This is a genomic window from Burkholderia gladioli, assembly GCF_000959725.1.
GTDB lineage: Bacteria > Pseudomonadota > Gammaproteobacteria > Burkholderiales > Burkholderiaceae > Burkholderia > Burkholderia gladioli.
This window is the reverse complement of record NZ_CP009322.1, coordinates 26,507-45,623: the sequence shown is the minus strand read 5'-3', so window position 1 is coordinate 45,623 and position 19,117 is coordinate 26,507. Positions and strand designations below refer to the sequence as shown.

The following is a 19,117-nucleotide window of genomic DNA, read 5'->3' as shown; positions in this document are numbered from 1 at the left end:
TGCCGGCAGCGGTCGCCCCGGCAGCAGGCGAAGCATCACAGGCTTCGATGACAACTCAATGACGACACCAACGAATTCCAAAAAATGACACATTTTGCCACTACGATGCGAAGCATCCGGTGCGCCGACCGTGGCGCGCCGACCTTTTCAGCCAGGAGGCAACGTGATTCCCGACAACGACCCGATTCTTCTGACGCCCGGCCCGCTGACCACGTCGCCGGCCACGCGCCGGGCGATGCTGCACGACTGGGGCTCGTGGGACGCGGCCTTCAATCGTCTGACGCAAACGCTCTGCGAGGACCTGGTCCGGATCGCCGGCGGCGATGCGGGCTACACCTGCGTGCCCCTGCAGGGCAGCGGCACCTTCGCGGTGGAAGCGGCGCTCGGCACCCTGGTGCCGCGCGACGGGGTGGTGCTGGTGCCCAACCACGGCGCCTACTGCGCGCGGATCCTGAAGATCCTCGGCCGGCTCGGGATCGAGGCCATCGAGCTGCCGTTCGCCGAGCACGAGGCCGCCAGCGCCGAGGCGATCGACGCCCTGCTCGCCCGCGAGCCGCGCATCACGCATGTCGCGCTGGTGCACCTGGAGACCAGCGCCGGCATCCTCAATCCGCTCGCGCGGATCGCCGCGGTCTGCGCACGGCACGGCAAGCCGCTGATCGTCGACGCGATGAGCTCGTTCGGCGCGCTGCCCGTCGAGGTGGCTGCCAACGGCATCGACGCGCTGGTCTCGGCCAGCGGCAAGTGCCTGGAAGGCGTGCCGGGCATGGGTTTCGTGATCGTCAGGCAGGCGCTGCTGGAGGATTGCGCGGGCCGCTCGCCCTCGCTCGCGCTCGACCTGCACGACCAGCATGCCTACCTGCGGCGCACCGGGCAGTGGCGCTTCACGCCGCCGACGCATGTGGTCGCGGCGTTGCACGAAGCGCTCGCCCAATACCGGGAACAAGGCGGGCTGCCGGCACGCGGCGCGCGCTACGCGGCCAACTGCGCGGCCTTGATCGAAGGCATGCGCGCGCTGGGCTTCACGCCCTTGCTCGACGCCGCCGTGCAGGCACCGGTGATCGTCACCTTCCACGCGCCGCGCGATCCGCGCTACGACTTCAACGCCTTCTACGCGGCCGTGCGCGATGCCGGCTTCGTGCTCTACCCGGGCAAGCTCACCGAGGTCGACACCTTCCGCGTGGGCTGCATTGGCGCGATCGACGCCGGGCAGATCCGCCGCGCCGTCGCCGCCATCGCGGCCGTGCTCGAGCGGCTCGGGATCTCGGTACGCTGAGCCGCGAGCCCATAAAAAAACCCGGCGCCGCTCGCGCGGGCCGGGCAAGAATTCGTGCTGTTCGAGTGGAGAACGATTACAGCACGATCCGCTTGATGTCGCCGACGATGAAGATGTACGACAGCGCGCCGATCAGCGCGATCACGCCGATGAAGGCCAGCGCGCCGACGAAGGAGCCCGTCGAGGCGACGATGAAACCGACCACCAGCGGCGTGATGATGCCCGCCAGGTTGGCCGCGAGGTTGAAGATGCCGCCGGTCACGCCGAGCAGGCCTTCCGGCGCGATGTCGGACACCAGGGTCCAGCCCAGCGCGGCCATGCCCTGTGCGAAGAAGGCCACCGACATGATCGCGATCACGGCCTCGTTGCTCTCTACGTAGTTGGCCAGCACGATGGTCGAGGCCAGCAGCAGCCCGGCGATGATCGGCAGCTTGCGCGCCACGTTGGCCGACTTGCCCCGTCGCAGCAAGTAATCGGAAAAAATGCCGCCGAACATCACGCCGATCGACGCCGCGATGAAGGGCATCACCGCGAAAAAGCCGATCTTGAGCCAGGCCATGTGGCGTTCCGTGGCGAGATAGGTCGGAAACCAGGTGAGGAAGAACACCAGGGTCGAGTTGCCGGCGAACTGGCCCAGGCAGATGCCGGCCAGTTGGCGCTTCCTCAGCAGCCTGCCGGCCATCGCCCAGCTGAACTTCGACTGCCCCGGCTTGTTCGCCTTCGCCTCGCCGTCGATCAGGCCGCCGCCCTCGGCGATATAGGCCAGCTCGGCCGCGTTAGCGGCCGGATGGTCGCGCGGCTCGCGATACAGGCGCAGCCAGGCGAGGCCGAACAGGATGCCGACCGCGCCCACCACCCAGAACAGCGAACGCCAGCCGAACGCCCCCATCAGCGCGAACAGCACCGGGCTCAGGAAGGCCAGCCCGATGTATTCGCCGACCGTGTAGGTGCCGGTGGCCATCGCGCGTTCCTTCTGCGGGAACCAGGTGGCGACCACCCGGCTATTGGTCGGGAAGCACGGCGCCTCGCTGAGGCCCAGGCCGAGGCGGCAGGCCAGCAGGGTGCCGACGCCGCCGACGAAACCCTGCAGCAGCGTGCACAGCGACCAGAAGGTCATCGACAGGAAATAGGTGATCTTGCTGCCGAAACGGTCGAGGAACAGCCCGCCCGGCACCTGGGCGATCACGTAGGTCCAGGAGAACGACGAGAACATGATCCCCATCACCGCCGCGCCGATGCCGAGCTCCTTGGTCAGCCCCGGCGCCGCCACGCCCAGCACGGTGCGATCGAGGTAGTTGATCATGGTGCCGATCGCCAGCAGCGCGAGGATCCGGTAACGCGCCGAGGAACGGCGCAGGCTGCCCGCGGCCGACGCGGAAACGACCGTAGCGGACGGTTGGGAAGGTTGCTGCATCGAAGTCTCCTGGTTGTTGTCGTGGTCGTGACGTCTCAGCGTCCGACGAGTGATTCGAAGTGCGAGAACATGCGTTCGGCGTCGGGTTCGCGACCGGTGAAGATCTCGAACGCGTCGACCGCCTGGTAGACCGCCATCCCGCCGCCCGGCAAGGTCCGGCAGCCGAGCTCGCGCGCCACGCGCACCAGCTCGGTCTCGAGCGGGAAATAGACGATGTCGGCCACCCAGGGCTTGGCCTCGAGCAGCCGGGCCGGCAGCGGCAGGCCCGGGTGCTTGGCCATGCCGGTGGGCGTGGCGTGGATCAGGCCGGTGGCGGCGGCCATCGCCGCGTCGAGCGCGCTGCCCGCCGTCACCGTCGCCGCCGGGAAGCGCGCTTGCAGTTCGGCGGCCAGCGATGCGGCGCGCGAGGGTTCGACGTCAAAGATCGTCAGCGCCTCGGCGCCGAGCATCAGCGCGGCATGGGCGACCGCCGCACCCGCGCCGCCGGCGCCGAGCTGCACCACGCGCGCCATCGACACGCCGGCCAGGCCGCGCCGGAACGATTTCGCGAAGCCCGACCAATCGGTGTTGTGGCCGCTGCGCTTGCCGTCGGCGAAGCGCACCGTGTTGACCGCGCCCAGCGCTCGCGCATCGTCGGACAGCGAGTCGAGATGCGCGATCACGCGCTGCTTGCAGGGGTGGGTGATGTTCAGGCCGTCGTAGCCCATGCGCTCGGCGGTATCGAGCAGTTCGGGCAGCGCGTCGACCGACAGGCCCAGCACGTCGAGATCGAGGCGCCTGTATACATAGTTGAAGCCCTGCAGGCGGCCTTCGCGCTCGTGCATCGCCGGCGACAGCGAGCCGCCGATCCCCTGCCCGATCAAGCCGATCAGGAACGACTGGCCGCTCATCGCGCCACCTCCTTCAACAAGGTGGCGAGCCGCTGCAGCGCGAATACGTAACCCTCGGTCCCGCAGCCGCAGATCACGCCCTGCGCGACCAGCGACACATAGGAATGGTGGCGGAACGCCTCGCGCCGATGGACGTTCGAGATATGCACCTCGATCACGGGCTTGTCGATCCCGGCGAGCGCGTCGGCCAGCGCCACCGAGGTATGCGTATAGCCGGCCGGGTTGATCACCACGCCGGCGATGCGCGTGCGTGCCTCGTGCAGCCAGTCGATCAACTGGTGCTCGGCGTTCGACTGGCGGAACTCGATCTCCAGGCCGAGCGCGGCGGCTGCCTCGACGCAGCGCTGCTCCACGTCGGCCAGCGTCTCGGCGCCGTAGATATGCGGCTGGCGGGTACCCAGCAGGTTCAGGTTCGGTCCGTTCAGCACCAGGACCTTTGGCTTCGACATCACAAGCAGACTCCGGGAAACGGGGCGTATCGCGTGGCCACGACGCACCCTCACAAACTTTTTGAGGTGGCGCAAGTGTGCGCCAGGCGCACGCGGCTTGTCTTTCGGGGTTTATGCTTATTTGTACCATCTAGTTAGTTTGTATAATCCGACAATCTAATTCAATAGAATCGGGAACTTGTGCGATTAACGAACGGCCCCGGAATTAACCTTTTCGTCCGTTGTCGCCATTTCCGAGCTTTCCTGCAGGAATTCGCTCATGAAGCGTTCGATTGCCACCGTGTCGCTGGCCGGCACGCTGGTCGAGAAACTCAAGGCGATCGCGGCGGCCGGCTTCGACGGCGTCGAGATCTTCGAAAACGACCTGCTCTACTTCGACGGTTCACCCGCCGATGTGCGCGGGATCGCCGCCGATCTCGGCCTCGAGATCGTGCTGTTCCAGCCGTTCCGCGATTTCGAGGGCGTCGGCGCCGAACAGCTCGCGCGCAACCTGGAGCGCGCGCGCCGCAAGTTCGACCTGATGCACGCGCTGGGCACCGATCGCATCCTGGTCTGCAGCAACGTCTCGCCGCAAACCATCGCCGACGAGGCGCTGCTGGTGGACCAGCTCGGCGCCCTGGCCGAAGCCGCGCGCGGCGCCAATGTGATCGCCGCCTACGAGGCGCTGGCCTGGGGCCGCGTGGTGAAGACCTACGGCCACGCCTGGCGCTTGGTCGACGCGGTGAACAGCCCGCACCTGGGCCTCGCGCTCGACAGCTTCCACACGCTCTCGCTCGATGACGATCCCGACGGCATCGCGCGCATCCCCGGCGATCGCATCGCCTTCGTGCAGATCGCCGACGCGCCGAAGCTGGCGATGGACGTGCTCGAATGGAGCCGCCATTACCGCTCCTTCCCCGGCCAGGGCGACTTCGACCTGGCACGCTTCACGGCGCGCGTGATCGAATCGGGTTTCAGCGGGCCGCTTTCGCTGGAGATCTTCAACGACGGCTTCCGCGCCGCGCCCACCGCGATCACGGCGGCCGACGGGCTGCGCTCGCTGCATCACCTGGAAGACATCACGCGCCTGCGCCTGGCCGCCGAGGGCCGTGCTCCCGCCGCCGACCAGCCACTGTTCGCGCCGCCCGCCGCGCCGGCCCACGTCGGCTTCAAGTTCATCGAATTCGCGGTGGACGCGAGCGCGGCCGCAAAGGTGGCCGACTGGCTCGGCAAGCTGCGCTTCCGGCTGGCCGGCCGCCATCGCTCGAAGAACGTGATGCTCTACCAGCACGGCGCCGCCTCGATCGTGCTGAACGCCGAGCCCGATTCCTTCGCCGACGCGTTCTTCCAGCGACATGGGCTGTCGCTGTGCGCCTCGGCCTTCCAGGTCGACGACGCGAAGCTGGCCTTCGAGCGCGCGGCGAGCTTCGGCTTCGCGCCGTTCTCGGGCCGCGTCGGACCGAACGAGCGCGTGGTGCCCGGCGTGCAGGCACCCGACGGCAGCCTCGACTATTTCGTCGACGAGACGCCGGGCGCGCCGACGCTCTATGAATCGGATTTCGTGCTGACCGACGTGGACGGCCCGGTGGAAGTCGGCCCGCTGACCGGCATCGACCATGTCTGCCTGGCGCTGCCGGCCGACGCGCTCGATACCTGGGTGCTGTTCTTCCGCACCGCATTCGGCTTCGAGGCCGAGAAGAGCTGGCTGGTGCCCGATCCCTACGGGCTGATGCGCAGCCGCGCGGTGCGCAGCCCGGACGGCAGCGTGCGGATCGCGCTCAACGCCTCGGTGGATCGCCACACGGCCGTATTCGAATCGCTGAACCGCTATCACGGCTCGGGCCTCAACCACGTGGCGTTCCGCACCGACGACATCGTGCGCGCGGTGGCCGAGGCAGCCGCCGACGGCGTCGCCTTCCTGCGCGTGCCGCGTAATTACTACGACGACCTGGCCGCGCGCTACGCCCTGCCCGACGATTTCGTCGACACGCTGTGCCGTCACCACCTGCTGTACGACCGCGACGAGCAGGGCGGCGAATTCCTGCATGCGTATACAGAACTGGTGGACGAGCGCTTTTCGTTCGAGATCGTCGAGCGGCGCGGCGGCTACGATGGTTATGGCGCCGCGAACACCGCGGTGCGGCTGGCGGCCCAGGCGCAGAGGAAAAAATGAGGATTGGGCCGACGGCGGCTCGCTGCTGCCGCCGGCTTCAAGAATCTCTTGTCGCGGACGCAACTTTCCGGCCGTAATGAAACCGTCCGCAGCAAACCGTCCCGTCCCAAGGCCCGCTTCCCGCGGCGGGCCGGGCCTTGACGCGGCACCCGCGGTGCAGCATCGCCGCGCGCCCCGCCGACGCCGTTACAGTGCGTAACGATAGGTACCTCTTGCAATTCCCCGGACCGTCCCGATTTTAAGAATCGTTTAAGTCTCGGGCGGCACCATCCGCTCCAATCGTTTTTCAAGATAGAAGAATTGGAGGTTGCAATGAGCGCCAACGATGCATCCGGCCGCCCGGCCAGCCCCCCGTCACGTCCGAAGACGATGCTGCGTCGTCTTTTGAGCCATCACGAGATCGCCACCTTGCTGGTGCTGCTGCACTCACCGATCGCCGCCAACGCCAAGCCGGAGCTGCCGGCACTGGAGGAAGCGGGCCTGGTCGAAATGGTGGGCGACGGCGCCGCGCCGCTGGTACGCCTGACCGCCGACGGCAGCGCCGTCCTCAAGGGCCTCGGATTTCGTTGAGCCGGCTGCCCGGCTCTGTTTTACCTTCCCGACGTTTTCCTGACGAACCCTGACCAAGGCGTTCTCGGTCCGAGGTCTTCATTGGCTGGCGCCCGCCGGCTAGACCGTTAGTTGCGCAATCACACCAAAGCGGCACAACACCCGCCGCCACGTTCCCTCAAGCCCCGCGTTCCGCCTGCAAGGTCATCCGGTACTCGGTCGGCGTCACCCCCACCGTCGCCTTGAACTGCCGCGAAAACGCGCTGTGATCGGTATAGCCGCAAAGCGCGGCGACATCGGTCACCTTCTCGTGCGTGACGAGCAGGGCCGTGGCCGCGTCGAGCCGCGTCTTCAGCAGCACCTGGCGCGGCGTCAGGTGGAACACCTTGTGGAAATACCGTTCGAGCTGCGCGACCGACATCCCGGCCATCTCGGCCAGGTGCTTGAGGTTGAGCGGCTGCACGTAGTGCTCCTGGATGTACTGCACCACGTCGGCCAGCCGGCTGTAGGCCGGATGCGAGCCCTCGTTGGCCTTCAGGTCGCGCGAGATGCCCGCCAGCCCGACCACGCGGCCGAGCCCGTCGCGCAGCGGCTCCTTGGTGGTCAGGCACCAGCCCGGCTGCCGCCCCGGATAGAGATGCAGCTCGAGCTGGTCGGTCAGTTGCTGGCCGGCATGGATGGTCGCCATGTCCTGCTCGAGATAGTTGCGGCCGAACCGGCGCGGAAACACTTCCTCGGTGGTCTTGCCGTAGAGCTCGCGCTTCTCCTTGAAGCCGCAGCGTTGCGCCAGCGTGCGATTGGCCAGCACGTAGCGGCCGTCGACGTCCTTCACGAAGAAGGCGACATCGGGCAAGGCATCGAACACCGGTGCGAGCTGCGCGAAATGCGCGAGCATCGCGTCGAGCCCGTCGCCCGAGCCGGGTGCCGGGCGGATCGCGTCGAACAGCGGCGAGGAGGAATCGGCGGGCGAGGTCATGAGTCCGGAGAAAGTCGGGAAATCCGCGTGCGTCGATTATAGGAGCGGCTCGTCGGCAGCCAGCGCGGCAAGCGTGCCGATGCGAACCGGCGAGAACGGCGGGCGCGGTATCGCGGCCTCCTGCCAGCCCAGCAATGCGGCACCGGCCGCGCCGCAGACGCGGCCTTGGCAGGCGCCCATGCCGCAACGCGTCTGCAGCTTCGCGTCACGCGCATCAGCATAACCACGCGCGGCGCCCAGCGTGACGTCCTCGCAGCGGCACAGCACCGTGTCGTCGGGCGGCAAGGCGCGAGCCGCATCACCGAGCGCGAAGGTCCGCGCGACGCGCGCGGCGAAACCTCGCCACACCTCGCGCTCGCGCATCAGCGCGGCAACCCGCCGATCGCCCTCGTCGACGCCGGCCGCCGCCAGCCCCGCCAGGGCGCCCTCGGCGCGCGCCAGTTCCATGCCGCCGATCCCCGTGCTCTCGCCGGCCGCGAACACCGCCTCGCGGGAAGTACGCTGCCGCGCATCGACCGCCACCGCGCCGTCGCGCAACTCGCAGCCGAGCGCAAGCGGCAGCGTCAGGTTCGGCACCAGCCCATAACCGCAGGCGATCCGATCGCATTCGATCACGCGCGGCCGCCCCTCGATCTCGATGGTCGCGGCCTCGACGCGCGCGCTGCCATGCGCGGCACGCAGCACGCCGCCCGTCAGATAGTCGACGCCGATGAAGCCGCGCGTGAGCCGCGCCGCCTGCACCAGCTTCGAGGGCGTGGCCGCCAGCGACAGCGCGAAGCCGCGCACGGCCCGCGCGCTCGCCTGCTCGACCACGGCAAGCACGTTTGCGCCCGCCTCGCGCGCCGTCGCCAGCGCGGCGATCAGCAAAGGCCCGCTGCCCGCGATCACGATCCGTTCGCCACGCACCGGCACGCCGCCCTTGACCAGGGCCTGCAAGCCGCCCGCGCCGGTCACGCCCGGCAGGGTCCAGCCGGCGAAGGGCAGCAACAGCTCGCGCGCGCCGGTGGCCACGATCAGCTTGTCGTAGCCCAGGATCGCGCCACCCGCCTCGGCAGACGCCTGCTCGACCAGCAGTTCGCGACCCGGCAGGGCGGCCACCACGCGCGCGCCCGCGATCAGCTCGACGCTGCTCGCGCGCAGCGCCGCGAGCGATTCGACCAGCGGCGCGGCGGGTTCGAACACGGGCCCCTGGCGCCAGATCTGGCCGCCGGCTCGTGGATTGTCGTCGAGGATCGCGACGCGCGCGCCGGCGCCGGCAGCCGCGCGCGCGGCCGCCAAGCCGGCCGGCCCGGCGCCGACCACCACGATCTCGTAATGCGCCTTCATGATTCGGGATTCCAGGTGGTGTCGATGCGCATGCCGTCGCGGCAGGTCGTCTGGCAGGCCAGCACGTGCGCGCGGCCGTCGATGCCGACGCGACACTCCTGGCAGATGCCCATCCCGCACAGCATGGTGCGCGGCATGCCCTGCACCGAGCCGCGCGTGCCGCGCACACCAAGCGCGATCGTCAAGGCCGCGGCGACGCTCGTGCCGGCCGGCACGCGGCAGGCCCGGCCGTCGATACGGACTTCGACTTCGACGAGATTCGCGCCGCCAGGGTTGCGATCAGGCATGACCGACCTCCGGCATGGCGCGCGCCGGCCAATAAGGCTCGGGCGCGATCGGCGGCACCTCGCCGAGCAGTTGCGTCGCGATCAGTTCGGCGGTGCTCAGCGAAGTGGTCACGCCCAGCCCCTCGTGGCCGGTCGCCAGCCACACGCCGGCGTGGCCCGGCACCGGCCCGATCAGCGGCATGCCGTCGGGCGTGGCGGCGCGAAAACCGGTCCAGGCGCGCAGCGCATGCAGGTCGGCGAGGCCCGGCAGGTAACGCGTGGCGCGCGCCAGCATGCGTGCCAGCACCGGCATCTCGACGGCCGGATCGGTGCTGTCGAACTGCCGCGACGAGCCGATCAGGATCTGCCCGGTCGGCCGCGGCTGCGCATTGAAGGCCACCGAGGTGCCCTGCGCGTGATGGGCGCTCTTGATATAGCCGAGTTCGAGCAATTGATGCGTGATCGTGCCCGGATAACGATCCGTGATCAGCAGATGGCCTTTCTTGGCCTGCAGGGTCATGCCGGGCACCAGCCGCGCGGCCTCGAGCCCGTTGGCAACGATCACCTGCGCGGCCGACAGCGTCTCGCCGCCCGCGGTGCGCAGCTCGGTGCCCGCCAGCGCGACCACGGCCGTGCGTTCGCGCACGCGGATCCGCGCCGCGCCCGGCGAATGCCGCAGCAGCCATTCGCTGGCCGAAGGCGCATAGACGATTCCGTCACCCTCCACATACAAACCGCCCGCCAGGCCCGCGGCCAGCATCGGCTCGCGTTCGCGCAGCGCGGCCGCGCCGATCGCCTCGGCCGACACGCCGGCCGCCAGGTAGCCGTCGCGCATCGCGCGCGCCGCCTCGAGCTCCTCGTCGTCGGCGGCCACCCACAAGGTCCCGCAACGCCGATAGGCATCGCATTCGCGCAGGCTCGGCGCGAGCGCGCGCCAGCGCGCCAGTGAATCACGCGTCAGCGCCAGCTCGGCCGGCGTATCGTTCATCACCACCAGATGGCCCATGCCGGCCGCGGTCGTGCCGCCGCCGATCCCGCCCGCGTCGAGCACCTCGACGGCCAGCCCGCGCGCGGCCAATGCCGCCGCGCAAGCCGCGCCGACGATCCCGGCGCCGATCACGATCGCATCCGCGCGCGCCATCAGCCGAGCCGGATCCCGTTCGCGAACGGATCGCCGTCCTCGAAGCAGAGCCGTCCCTCGGCCATCACGTGCGCGTGACCGGTGATGGTCGGCACGATCGCGGCCTCGCCCTCGATCGCCTCGTCATGCCGCACGTAGCTGACCTGGAACACGCTGCCGATCACGCTTTCCTGCCGCCATTCGGCATGTTCGGCGAGCTTGCCGTCGGCGGCCAGGCAGGCGGCCTTGGCGCTGGTGCCGGTGCCGCAGGGCGAGCGATCGTAGGCGTCGCCCGGGCACAGCACGAAGCTGCGGCTGTCGAGCCCCTCGCGCGAGGCCGGCCCGAACAGCTCGATATGGTCGATCAGCGCGCCGTGCGCGCCGGTGATGCCGGCGGCGATCAGCGCGTCGCGCGTGGCGCTCGAGAACGCGCCCAGCTCCTTCAGGTTCGCGGGTTCGACGCGGCGCCGGTGCTCGTGCTCGGGCACCAGGAAGAACCAGTTGCCGCCCCAGGCGATATCGCCCGTCAGCGGACCATGGCCCGGCACCTCGACCGTCACGTCCTTGCGATGGCGATAGGCCGGCACGTTGCGCACCGACACGGAGCGATCCGCGTTCAGCGTCGCCTCGACGATGCCGACCGGCGTCTCGATGCGATGCGTGCCGGGGCCGATCCGTCCCAGGTGCGCGAGCGACACCACCAGGCCGATGGTGCCGTGCCCGCACATGCCGAGATACCCGACGTTGTTGAAGAAGATCACGCCGGCCGCGCAGCCCGGATCGAGCGGCTCGCAGAGCAGCGCGCCGACCACCACGTCCGAGCCGCGCGGCTCGGTGACCACCGCCGCGCGCCAGTCGTCGTGGTGCGAACGGAACCGTTCCAGCCGCTCGGCGAGCGTGCCGCCGCCGAGATCCGGCCCCCCGGACACGATCAGGCGGGTGGGCTCACCGCCGGTATGCGAATCGATGAAGTCGAGTGTTTTCATGCCGCTATCGTAGGAACCCGCCTCGCCTGGCGTCTTGGCGACATTATGCGCACGCCATGACGAAATCAGCATAGTCAGGGAAACCGCGCATATGCCGATTTCGTCATCCCCGACGCATCTGGCGCGCAAGACTGGCGCTTTTTCGCTACCTAGACTGCGCTGGAATCGCTCGCATCGTGCCGTCCCCATCTGGTAGCGCGTTTGCTCGCCTGCCTCGCGGGTCGCCACGTGGCCGAGCCGATTTCAGCACAAGGCCCGCCACTCGCCGGTGGCGGCGTCGCGATCGCCAACAGGCCGGCACCACGCAGCCGGTCGCAGCAGCCAAAGGGGAAACGAAAGTGAAGCTGAAGATCTCGCAATTCGCGCTCGTCGCGGGCGCCGCCCTCGTCGCCGCAGGCACGCAGGCCTCGGCCGCCGATCTCGTCAAGATCGGCTTTGCCGCGCCGCTCACGGGCACGCAATCGAACTACGGCACCGACATGCAGAAAGGCGTGCAGCTCGCGATCGACGATTTCAACGCGACCAAGCCGGTGATCGGCGGCAAGCCCGTCACCTTCACGCTCGATTCGCAGGACGACCAGGCCGACCCGCGCACCGGCACCACGGTGGCGCAGCGGCTGATCGACGACGGCGTGTCCGGCATCATCGGCCACTTCAATTCGGGCACCAGCATCCCGGCCTCGGATCTCTACGAGCGCGCGGGGCTGCCGCAGGTCTCGATGGCCACCTCGCCGCAATACACGGCGCGCGGCTACAAGACCACCTTCCGGCTGCTGACCAGCGACGCGCAGGCCGGCCGCATCGTCGGCAGCTACGTGGTGAACACGCTGCACTACAAGCGCCTGGCGATCATCGACGATCGCACCGCCTACGGCCAGGGCATCGCCGACGAATTCGCCGCCGCCGTGCAGAAGGCCGGCGGCACCATCGTCAAGCGCGACTTCACCAACGACAAGGCGCTCGATTTCTCGGCGATCCTGACCAACCTGAAGGGCATGAATCCTGACGCGGTGTTCTACGGCGGCGGCGACGCGCAATCCTCGCCGATGATCCGCAAGATGCGCCAGCTCGGCATCAAGGCCGCCTTCGTCACCGGCGAGATGTCGAAGTCGCCCACCTTCCTGAAGGTCGGCGGCGAGGCGGCCGAGGGTGCGATCGTCTACATGGGCGGCCTGCCCAAGGAGAAGATGCCCGGCTTCGCGGGCTTCGAGCAACGCTACAAGGCGCGCTTCAAGGAGGAGGTGGTGACCTACTCGCCCTATTCCTACGACGGCACGATCGCCCTGCTCACCGCGATGAAGAACGCCAACTCGACCGACCCGAAGGTTTATGGGCCGTATCTCGACAAGGTGTCGATCAAGGGCGTGTCGGCCGCGACCATCGCCTACGATCCGAGGGGCGACCTGCGTGACGCGCCGGTCACGATCTACCGCGTCGACCACGGCGCGTTCAAGCCGGTCGACACCATCGCCGGCAACTGAGCCGCGGTGACCGGCCGGTCACGATCGACCGGCCGTCGCGCCGATACCACGCGGGCCGCCGTCGCGAGTCGATCGCGGCGGCGGCCCGTGTAGCTGCAGCATCGGCCACGTGCCCGGCGCAGCCGCGCCACGCCGCGGCACGGCCCGCGCGCCGTTCCCGCGCCGCCGCTTTTCGCGCCGTCAATGCGCGCGAACCCGCGCCCCAAGCCCTCTCCATGCCGTCGCGCCGCATCCTGTAGAATCGCCCGACCCGTCTGTCGCCGTCCCCGCGCGTTTCCGATCCCGAAGCCGCGCGGCCCGTGTCGCGAGCCGATCCGGCCCGCCGCGCGGGACGCCGTGCGGCGTCGCGCGCCGCGCACGCCGAGTTGAGAACCTCGATCGTCCTGACCATGCAAGCATACGAAACGGGCAGCGCGCCGAGCGCCGTTGCCGACCGCGCCCTGACGCGCAGCGACTACAAGACCTTGAGCCTGGCCGCCCTCGGCGGCGCACTCGAGTTCTACGACTTCATCATCTTCGTGTTCTTCGCGCCAGCGATCGGGCAGTTGTTCTTCCCGCACGACATCCCCGACTGGCTGCGCCAGTTGCAGACCTTCGCGATCTTCGCGGCCGGCTATCTGGCGCGTCCGCTGGGCGGCATCATCATGGCGCACTTCGGCGACCTGGTCGGCCGCAAGCGCATGTTCACGCTGAGCGTGCTGCTGATGTCGGTGCCGACGCTGCTGATGGGCCTGCTGCCGACCTTCGACTCGATCGGCATCCTGGCTCCGGTGCTGCTCCTGCTGTTCCGCATCCTGCAGGGCGCGGCGGTGGGCGGCGAAGTGCCGGGCGCCTGGGTGTTCGTCTCCGAGCACGTGCCGGCGCGCCGCATCGGCTACGCCTGCGGCACGCTCACGGCGGGCCTGACGGCCGGCATCCTGCTCGGCTCGCTGGTGGCCGGCGGCATCAACCGGCACTTCTCGCCGGCCGAGATCAGCGCCTATGCCTGGCGCATCCCGTTCCTGCTCGGCGGCGTGTTCGGCCTGTTCTCCGTCTACCTGCGCCGCTGGCTGCACGAGACGCCGGTGTTCGCCGAGTTGCAGGCGCGCAAGGCGCTGGCCGCCGAGATCCCGCTCAAGGCGGTGCTGCGCGACCATGGCCGCGCCGTGATCGTCTCGATGCTGCTGACCTGGATGCTGTCGGCCGCGATCGTGGTGGTGATCCTGATGACGCCGACCCTGCTGCAGAAGCAGTTCCACATCCCTGCCGCCACCGCGCTGTTCGCCAACAGCATCGCCACCGTGGGCCTGACGATCGGCTGCGTGGTAGCCGGCGCGCTGGCCGACCGCTTCGGCGCGAAGCTCGTGCTGGCGGTCGGCTCGCTGCTGCTGGCCGCCTGCTTCTGCACGCTGTTCGCCAAGGTGGCCGCCGATGCCTCGACGCTGGTGCCGCTCTACGCGCTGACCGGTTTCCTGGTCGGCACGGTCGGCGCGGTGCCCTCGGCGATGGTGCGCAGCTTCCCCGCCGTGATCCGCTTCTCCGGCATTTCGTTCTCGTACAACATCGCCTACGCGATCTTCGGCGGCCTCTCGCCCGTGATCGTGTCGCTGATGATCAAGTCGAATCCGTTCGCGGCAACCGCCTATGTCGGCGCGGTCTGCGTGATCGGCGCGCTGGCCGCGCTCTGCACGCGCAACGCGCGCTGAGCGGCCAGGGCCGGTTTGGATGAAGGGCGCCGCGAGGCGCCCTTTTTCATGGCCTCGGCGGCATGAAGCAGCGCGCGGCTCACTCTGCGGTACCGCGGAACATCGGCTCTCAGCGCAGCACGCCGTAGGCGGGCTGGCGGCGCATCGCGTCGATGCTCGCGCCGCCCGCGCCCGTCACGAACAGCAGCAGGAATCCACCCGCGATCGCGACGTTCTTCCAGAAATGCACCACCATGTCGTGCTGCACGGCCGGGCTGGTGGCATCCCAGAAGTTGTGGCCGATCAGGGCCGTGACGATGGTGTAGGCGGCCAGCAGCAGCGCGACCGGCTTGACGCGATAACCGACGATCAGCAGCAGCGCGCCGAGCCCCTCGATGGCGATCACCAGCGGCGCCGCGAACTGCGCGAAGGGCACGTACATGCCCTTCAGATAGGTGACGAATTCGCCGTAGCCGAGCAGTTTCATCACGCCGCCCCACAAGAACAGGGCCGCCATCAACAGCCTCGCGATGAAGATCACGCCGGAATCGACGGGACGCGTCATATCTCTCTCCTCGGTGCATTGAGGACGCGACCGCGGAGCGGTCCGCGTCTGGTAAATGCGCCAGAATAAGAAACTTTCGCGCGGCGCTCCAAGCAAAAGGTTGTAGCAAAACGTTGCACGCGCCGGCGGAATGCAGCGCAGTCGCGGGCAAATTCCCGGAAAGCACGGACGCGCAATCGGGTAAAGCCCCGACGATGGCGCGAGCGCTCGGCTAACGGATCGCAAGCTTCGCGCGTGGCCGAGAGCGAGTCGGCAAGGAGGCCGCGTGCAGGCGAATTCCGGCGATTTCCGCGCTGCGATGATGTCCAGCGGAAAGATGCGAGACGCTTCGTTGAACCGAGGATCGGCGCCGCAACGACACCACCCAGGCGACACGCCCGGCTGCTAGGCTGATGTTTTTCCGAAAAGCCTTTCCCTCGCGAACATGCCCGCGTCCACCACCCTGCAAATCGTGCAACTCTGCGTCGGCGTGCTCACGCCGCTGTCGGTCACCGCGCTCGGCTGGCTGATCAGCCGGCGCCTGAAGCGCCTCGAGCTCGTGCAGTGGACCAACCAGAAGCTGATCGAGAAGCGCCTCGCGATCTACGACCAGATCGCGCCGCAACTCAACGCGCTGCTCTGTTTCTATACCTGGGTCGGCTACTGGAAGGACATCTCGCCCGACGAGGTCATCCATATCAAGCGCGAGCTCGATCGAACGCTGCACGTCTATCGCCACCTGTTCGACGACGAGCTGTATCGCGCCTATCACGCGCTGATGCTCGCGCTGTTCGACACGCATTCGGGCGCGGGCCGCGATGCGCGGATCCGCTCGCGCGTGGCAGGGCCGAGCGGCGATCGCTCGCTGCACGGCAGCTACGCCTGGCATGCCGCCTGGGACGAGCGCTTCTCGAGCGCCGAGCCGGCCACCATCGAGCAGATCCAGCAGCTTTACTACCGCCTGATGGAGCGGCTGCGCGGCTCGCTCGGCGCGAACAAATGAGCTTGCGCCAGCCAGGAAAAAACCCGCCGGATCGCGGCGGGTTCGACGTGGCGGCAGCAACCGGCTCGATCGGGAAGATCAGGTCACCGGCGCCGGGTTGAACAGCGTCAGCGCATTCGCCAGCTTCCACTGCTCGGCCCAGGTCTTGCGGCCGCTCGCGACGTCCAGCATCAACTGGAACATCTCCCAGCCCACCTCCTCGATGCTCTTCTGGCCGGTCGCGATGGTGCCCGCGTCCACGTCCATCAGGTCGTGCCAGCGGCGCGCCAGGTCGCTGCGCGTGGCCACCTTGATCACCGGCACCTGCGCGAGCCCGTAAGGCGTGCCGCGGCCGGTGGTGAAGATGTGCAGGTTCATGCCGGCCGCCAGTTGCAGGGTGCCGCAGATGAAGTCGCTGGCCGGCGTCGCCGTGTAGAGCAGGCCTTTCTGCCTGGCGCGCTCGCCCGGGCTGACCACGCCCGAGATCGCCGAGCTGCCCGACTTCACGATCGAGCCCATCGCCTTCTCGACGATGTTCGACAGGCCGCCCTTCTTGTTGCCGGGCGTGGTGTTGGCGCTGCGGTCCACCTGCCCGCGCTGCAGGTAGGCGTCGTACCAGGCCATCTCGCGGATGATGTCGCGCGCCACCTCCTCGTTGGCCGCGCGCGATGTCAGTTGCGCGACGCCGTCGCGCACCTCGGTCACCTCGGAGAACATGATGGTCGCGCCGGCGCGCACCAGCAGGTCGGCCGCGAAGCCCACCGCCGGATTGGCCGTCAGGCCCGAGAACGCATCGCTGCCGCCGCACTGGACGCCCACCACCAGTTCCGCGGCCGGCACCGTCTCGCGGCGACGCCGGTTCAGGCGTTCCAGGTGCTGTTCCGCCATCGCCATGATCGAGTCGATCATCGACATGAAGCCGACGTGCGCCGGGTCCTGCAGGCAGACCACGCCGCCGTTGTCGGGCTTGTCGGCCGCCACCGGAATCGCGCCGGCCGGCAGCAGGCGCTCCGGCTGCAGCTTCTCGCAGCCCAGGCTGACCACCATCACCTCGCCGCCGAAGTTCGGATTCAGGCTGATGTTGCGCAGCGTGCGGATCGGAATCTCGGCACCCGGCGCCTCGATCGCGACGCCGCAGCCATAGGTGTGCTCGAGGCCCACCACGCCATCGACGTTCGGAAAACGCGGCAGCAGCTCGCGCTTGATGCGCTCGACCGCGAACTCGACCACGCCCGACACGCACTGCACGGTGGTGGTGATCGCCAGGATGTTGCGCGTGCCGACCGAGCCGTCCGCGTTGCGGTAGCCCTCGAAGGTATAACCCTCCAGCGGCGCCTGCTCGGGCGCCTTGCGCGTGGCCAGCGGCAGGTTCTCCAGGCCGGGCGGCTCGGGCATGCGCAGCGTGCGCTCGTTGACCCAACTGCCGCGCGGCAGGTCCTTCGAGGCGTAGCCGATCACCACGTGGTAGCGCAGCACCGGATCGCCTTCCTTCAGATCGACCAGCGCCACCTTGTGCCCTTGCGGCACGCCTTCGCACAAAGTCAGCCCATCGGCGAACTGCGCGCCCGCGGGCAGCCCGCCGTCATTCACCACGATCGCGACATTGTCGTCCGGATGGACGCGGATATAGAGAGGGGACTGGGACATCAGGGGAAATCCTCGTTGCAACATGCAGGGAATTAACAGTCATCATACAACATGGACCAAACTTGCGGGATCGTGCGTAAACCCTGATGCCGAAAGGCAGAAATTGAATAGCGAAAGGCTTGGGGGATGCTTGCCAGCCCGAAAATGATGTTGTACGATGACATACAACACATCCCGTATTGAACGAACCCGCCCAGCGCAACAGGACGACCCATCATGACCACGCCTCAGGAACTCAAGCAGATCATCTCGGAAGGCCTGCTGTCCTTCCCCGTCACCGACTTCGACGCCGAGGGCAACTTCCGCCCGAGCACCTATGTCGAGCGCCTCGAATGGCTCGCCCCCTACGGCGCCTCGGCGCTGTTCGTGGCCGGCGGCACGGGCGAGTTCTTCTCGCTGACCCGCGACGACTACTCGAACGTGGTGCGCACCGCCGCCGAGACCTGCAAGGGCAAGGTGCCGATCCTGGCCGGCGCAGGCGGCCCCACCCGCGTGGCCATCGAATACGCCAGGGAAGCCCAGCGCCTGGGCGCCAACGGCGTGCTGCTGATGCCGCATTACCTGACCGAAGCCTCGCAGGAAGGCATCGCCGATCACGCCGAGCAGGTCTGCAAGGCCGTGCCGGACATCGGCGTGATCATCTACAACCGCGCCAATTCCAAGCTCAACGCCGACATGCTCGAGCGCCTGGCCGAGCGTTGCCCGAACCTGATCGGCTTCAAGGACGGCGTGGGCGAGATCGAAGCGATGGTGACCATCCGCCGTCGCCTGGGCGATCGCTTCGCCTACCTGGGCGGGCTGCCGACCGCGGAAGTCTATGCCGCGGCCTACAAGGCGCTGGGCGTGCCGGTCTACTCGTCGGCGGTGTTCAACTTCATCCCGAAGACGGCGATGGACTTCTACCGCGCGATCGCGGCCGACGATCACGCCACCGTCGGCAAGCTGATCGACGAGTTCTTCCTGCCCTACCTGAAGATCCGCAACCGCCGCGCGGGTTACGCGGTCAGCATCGTGAAGGCCGGCGCCAAGCTGGTCGGCCACGACGCGGGCCCGGTGCGCGCCCCGCTGACGGACCTGAACGAAGCCGAACTGGCCGAGCTCGATGTGCTGATCAAGAAGCTCGGCGCGCAGTAAGCCGGGATGTCGCCGGCCTTCGCGCCGGCGCGCCGCCGATGGAGAAAACCCCTGGTTCCCTGGTGGAGCCGGGGGTTTTGTTTTTGGGGCGCGGTGGGGAAGGCCACGACTACTGGATTTGTCGCCCCCTGCCTCGGCAGCTTGGTTGACGGGTGGCTGAATCCGTCGATGTACGGTGTACATCGTTGATGTCTATTCAACATCCCCTAGCCGACCGGGCACCATCGCGACCGATTCGCGGCAAGCTGATTTCCCCCTTGC

At 68.4% G+C, this 19,117-nt stretch carries 17 protein-coding genes; 7 read left to right on the top strand and 10 right to left on the bottom strand.

Features of this window, described 5'->3' with window-relative positions; all coding sequences use genetic code 11:
• Window positions 1–163: 163 nt before the first annotated feature.
• On the top strand, window positions 164–1,276 hold the full coding sequence (locus BM43_RS01550) for a 2-aminoethylphosphonate--pyruvate transaminase (protein ID WP_088555568.1): 1,113 nt from the start codon (window positions 164–166) through the stop codon (window positions 1,274–1,276).
• Window positions 1,277–1,352: 76 nt separating this feature from the next.
• Here the strand turns inward: BM43_RS01550 and BM43_RS01545 are convergent, their stop codons facing one another.
• The 3 genes from BM43_RS01545 to aroQ are packed head-to-tail and all read right to left on the bottom strand — an operon-like array spanning window position 1,353 to window position 4,029.
• Window positions 1,353–2,690 (bottom strand): MFS transporter, encoded by a 1,338-nt coding sequence (locus tag BM43_RS01545; RefSeq protein ID WP_036054459.1) that lies wholly within the window; start codon window positions 2,688–2,690, stop codon window positions 1,353–1,355.
• Window positions 2,691–2,725: 35 nt separating this feature from the next.
• On the bottom strand, window positions 2,726–3,580 hold the full coding sequence (locus BM43_RS01540; protein ID WP_017920131.1) for a shikimate dehydrogenase: 855 nt from the start codon (window positions 3,578–3,580) through the stop codon (window positions 2,726–2,728).
• Window positions 3,577–4,029 (bottom strand): type II 3-dehydroquinate dehydratase, encoded by a 453-nt coding sequence (gene aroQ, locus BM43_RS01535; protein WP_036054460.1) that lies wholly within the window; start codon window positions 4,027–4,029, stop codon window positions 3,577–3,579. The genes BM43_RS01540 and aroQ overlap by 4 nt, the downstream gene beginning before the upstream one ends.
• A 259-nt stretch (window positions 4,030–4,288) precedes the next feature.
• Here aroQ and BM43_RS01530 point away from each other — a divergent pair, with 259 nt between their 5' ends.
• Window positions 4,289–6,181 carry a bifunctional sugar phosphate isomerase/epimerase/4-hydroxyphenylpyruvate dioxygenase family protein gene (locus BM43_RS01530; protein WP_036054463.1) on the top strand — a complete coding sequence of 631 codons (1,893 nt, stop codon included), beginning with the start codon at window positions 4,289–4,291 and terminating at the stop codon, window positions 6,179–6,181.
• Between the two features lie 312 nt (window positions 6,182–6,493).
• Window positions 6,494–6,751: a hypothetical protein gene (locus BM43_RS01525; RefSeq protein ID WP_013689363.1), complete on the top strand. Its 258-nt coding sequence runs from the start codon at window positions 6,494–6,496 to the stop codon at window positions 6,749–6,751.
• A gap of 157 nt (window positions 6,752–6,908) precedes the next feature.
• Here the strand turns inward: BM43_RS01525 and BM43_RS01520 are convergent, their stop codons facing one another.
• The 5 genes from BM43_RS01520 to BM43_RS01500 all read right to left on the bottom strand — a co-directional run bounded on the left by BM43_RS01520 (window position 6,909) and on the right by BM43_RS01500 (window position 11,404).
• Window positions 6,909–7,625, bottom strand: coding sequence for an AraC family transcriptional regulator (locus BM43_RS01520; RefSeq protein WP_244120952.1), 717 nt, complete (start codon window positions 7,623–7,625; stop codon window positions 6,909–6,911).
• Between the two features lie 117 nt (window positions 7,626–7,742).
• Window positions 7,743–9,032, bottom strand: coding sequence for an NAD(P)/FAD-dependent oxidoreductase (locus BM43_RS01515; RefSeq protein ID WP_036054466.1), 1,290 nt, complete (start codon window positions 9,030–9,032; stop codon window positions 7,743–7,745).
• Window positions 9,029–9,319 (bottom strand): (2Fe-2S)-binding protein, encoded by a 291-nt coding sequence (locus BM43_RS01510; protein ID WP_036054468.1) that lies wholly within the window; start codon window positions 9,317–9,319, stop codon window positions 9,029–9,031. Before BM43_RS01510 ends, BM43_RS01515 begins: the two co-directional genes overlap by 4 nt.
• Window positions 9,312–10,439 (bottom strand): NAD(P)/FAD-dependent oxidoreductase, encoded by a 1,128-nt coding sequence (locus tag BM43_RS01505; protein WP_036054469.1) that lies wholly within the window; start codon window positions 10,437–10,439, stop codon window positions 9,312–9,314. The genes BM43_RS01510 and BM43_RS01505 overlap by 8 nt, the downstream gene beginning before the upstream one ends.
• Window positions 10,439–11,404, bottom strand: a complete 966-nt coding sequence (locus BM43_RS01500; RefSeq protein ID WP_036054471.1) for a 4-hydroxyproline epimerase — start codon at window positions 11,402–11,404, stop codon at window positions 10,439–10,441. The genes BM43_RS01505 and BM43_RS01500 overlap by 1 nt, the downstream gene beginning before the upstream one ends.
• A gap of 338 nt (window positions 11,405–11,742) precedes the next feature.
• Between BM43_RS01500 and BM43_RS01495 the strand changes: the two genes are divergently transcribed.
• Window positions 11,743–12,885: a branched-chain amino acid ABC transporter substrate-binding protein gene (locus BM43_RS01495; protein WP_036054473.1), complete on the top strand. Its 1,143-nt coding sequence runs from the start codon at window positions 11,743–11,745 to the stop codon at window positions 12,883–12,885.
• A gap of 389 nt (window positions 12,886–13,274) precedes the next feature.
• Window positions 13,275–14,570, top strand: a complete 1,296-nt coding sequence (locus BM43_RS01490) for an MFS transporter (protein ID WP_013689356.1) — start codon at window positions 13,275–13,277, stop codon at window positions 14,568–14,570.
• Window positions 14,571–14,679: 109 nt separating this feature from the next.
• Here the strand turns inward: BM43_RS01490 and BM43_RS01485 are convergent, their stop codons facing one another.
• Entirely contained in the window at window positions 14,680–15,114 is a 435-nt protein-coding gene (locus tag BM43_RS01485) for a DoxX family protein (RefSeq protein WP_013689355.1), read from the bottom strand.
• Between the two features lie 424 nt (window positions 15,115–15,538).
• On the opposite strand from BM43_RS01485, the gene BM43_RS01480 reads away from it, so the two are divergent.
• Window positions 15,539–16,096, top strand: coding sequence for a hypothetical protein (locus BM43_RS01480; protein WP_036054475.1), 558 nt, complete (start codon window positions 15,539–15,541; stop codon window positions 16,094–16,096).
• Window positions 16,097–16,174: 78 nt separating this feature from the next.
• Here BM43_RS01480 and garD read toward each other — a convergent pair whose 3' ends face one another.
• Window positions 16,175–17,722 (bottom strand): galactarate dehydratase, encoded by a 1,548-nt coding sequence (garD, locus tag BM43_RS01475; protein ID WP_036054477.1) that lies wholly within the window; start codon window positions 17,720–17,722, stop codon window positions 16,175–16,177.
• A gap of 216 nt (window positions 17,723–17,938) precedes the next feature.
• Here garD and kdgD point away from each other — a divergent pair, with 216 nt between their 5' ends.
• Window positions 17,939–18,856, top strand: a complete 918-nt coding sequence (gene kdgD / locus BM43_RS01470; protein ID WP_036054479.1) for a 5-dehydro-4-deoxyglucarate dehydratase — start codon at window positions 17,939–17,941, stop codon at window positions 18,854–18,856.
• The last annotated feature ends 261 nt before the right edge of the window (window positions 18,857–19,117 follow it).

What these genes read in the sequence shown, in the direction of transcription:
- BM43_RS01505 (WP_036054469.1), bottom strand. Translation starts at nt 10,439, where the DNA reads ATGGCGCGCGCGGATGCGATCGTGATCGGCGCCGGGATCGTCGGCGCG.
- aroQ (WP_036054460.1), bottom strand. Translation starts at nt 4,029, where the DNA reads ATGTCGAAGCCAAAGGTCCTGGTGCTGAACGGACCGAACCTGAACCTG.
- BM43_RS01510 (WP_036054468.1), bottom strand. Translation starts at nt 9,319, where the DNA reads ATGCCTGATCGCAACCCTGGCGGCGCGAATCTCGTCGAAGTCGAAGTC.
- kdgD (WP_036054479.1), top strand. Translation starts at nt 17,939, where the DNA reads ATGACCACGCCTCAGGAACTCAAGCAGATCATCTCGGAAGGCCTGCTG.
- garD (WP_036054477.1), bottom strand. Translation starts at nt 17,722, where the DNA reads ATGTCCCAGTCCCCTCTCTATATCCGCGTCCATCCGGACGACAATGTC.
- BM43_RS01490 (WP_013689356.1), top strand. Translation starts at nt 13,275, where the DNA reads ATGCAAGCATACGAAACGGGCAGCGCGCCGAGCGCCGTTGCCGACCGC.
- BM43_RS01480 (WP_036054475.1), top strand. Translation starts at nt 15,539, where the DNA reads ATGCCCGCGTCCACCACCCTGCAAATCGTGCAACTCTGCGTCGGCGTG.
- BM43_RS01540 (WP_017920131.1), bottom strand. Translation starts at nt 3,580, where the DNA reads ATGAGCGGCCAGTCGTTCCTGATCGGCTTGATCGGGCAGGGGATCGGC.
- BM43_RS01515 (WP_036054466.1), bottom strand. Translation starts at nt 9,032, where the DNA reads ATGAAGGCGCATTACGAGATCGTGGTGGTCGGCGCCGGGCCGGCCGGC.
- BM43_RS01500 (WP_036054471.1), bottom strand. Translation starts at nt 11,404, where the DNA reads ATGAAAACACTCGACTTCATCGATTCGCATACCGGCGGTGAGCCCACC.
- BM43_RS01545 (WP_036054459.1), bottom strand. Translation starts at nt 2,690, where the DNA reads ATGCAGCAACCTTCCCAACCGTCCGCTACGGTCGTTTCCGCGTCGGCC.
- BM43_RS01525 (WP_013689363.1), top strand. Translation starts at nt 6,494, where the DNA reads ATGAGCGCCAACGATGCATCCGGCCGCCCGGCCAGCCCCCCGTCACGT.
- BM43_RS01530 (WP_036054463.1), top strand. Translation starts at nt 4,289, where the DNA reads ATGAAGCGTTCGATTGCCACCGTGTCGCTGGCCGGCACGCTGGTCGAG.
- BM43_RS01485 (WP_013689355.1), bottom strand. Translation starts at nt 15,114, where the DNA reads ATGACGCGTCCCGTCGATTCCGGCGTGATCTTCATCGCGAGGCTGTTG.
- BM43_RS01520 (WP_244120952.1), bottom strand. Translation starts at nt 7,625, where the DNA reads ATGCTCGCGCATTTCGCGCAGCTCGCACCGGTGTTCGATGCCTTGCCC.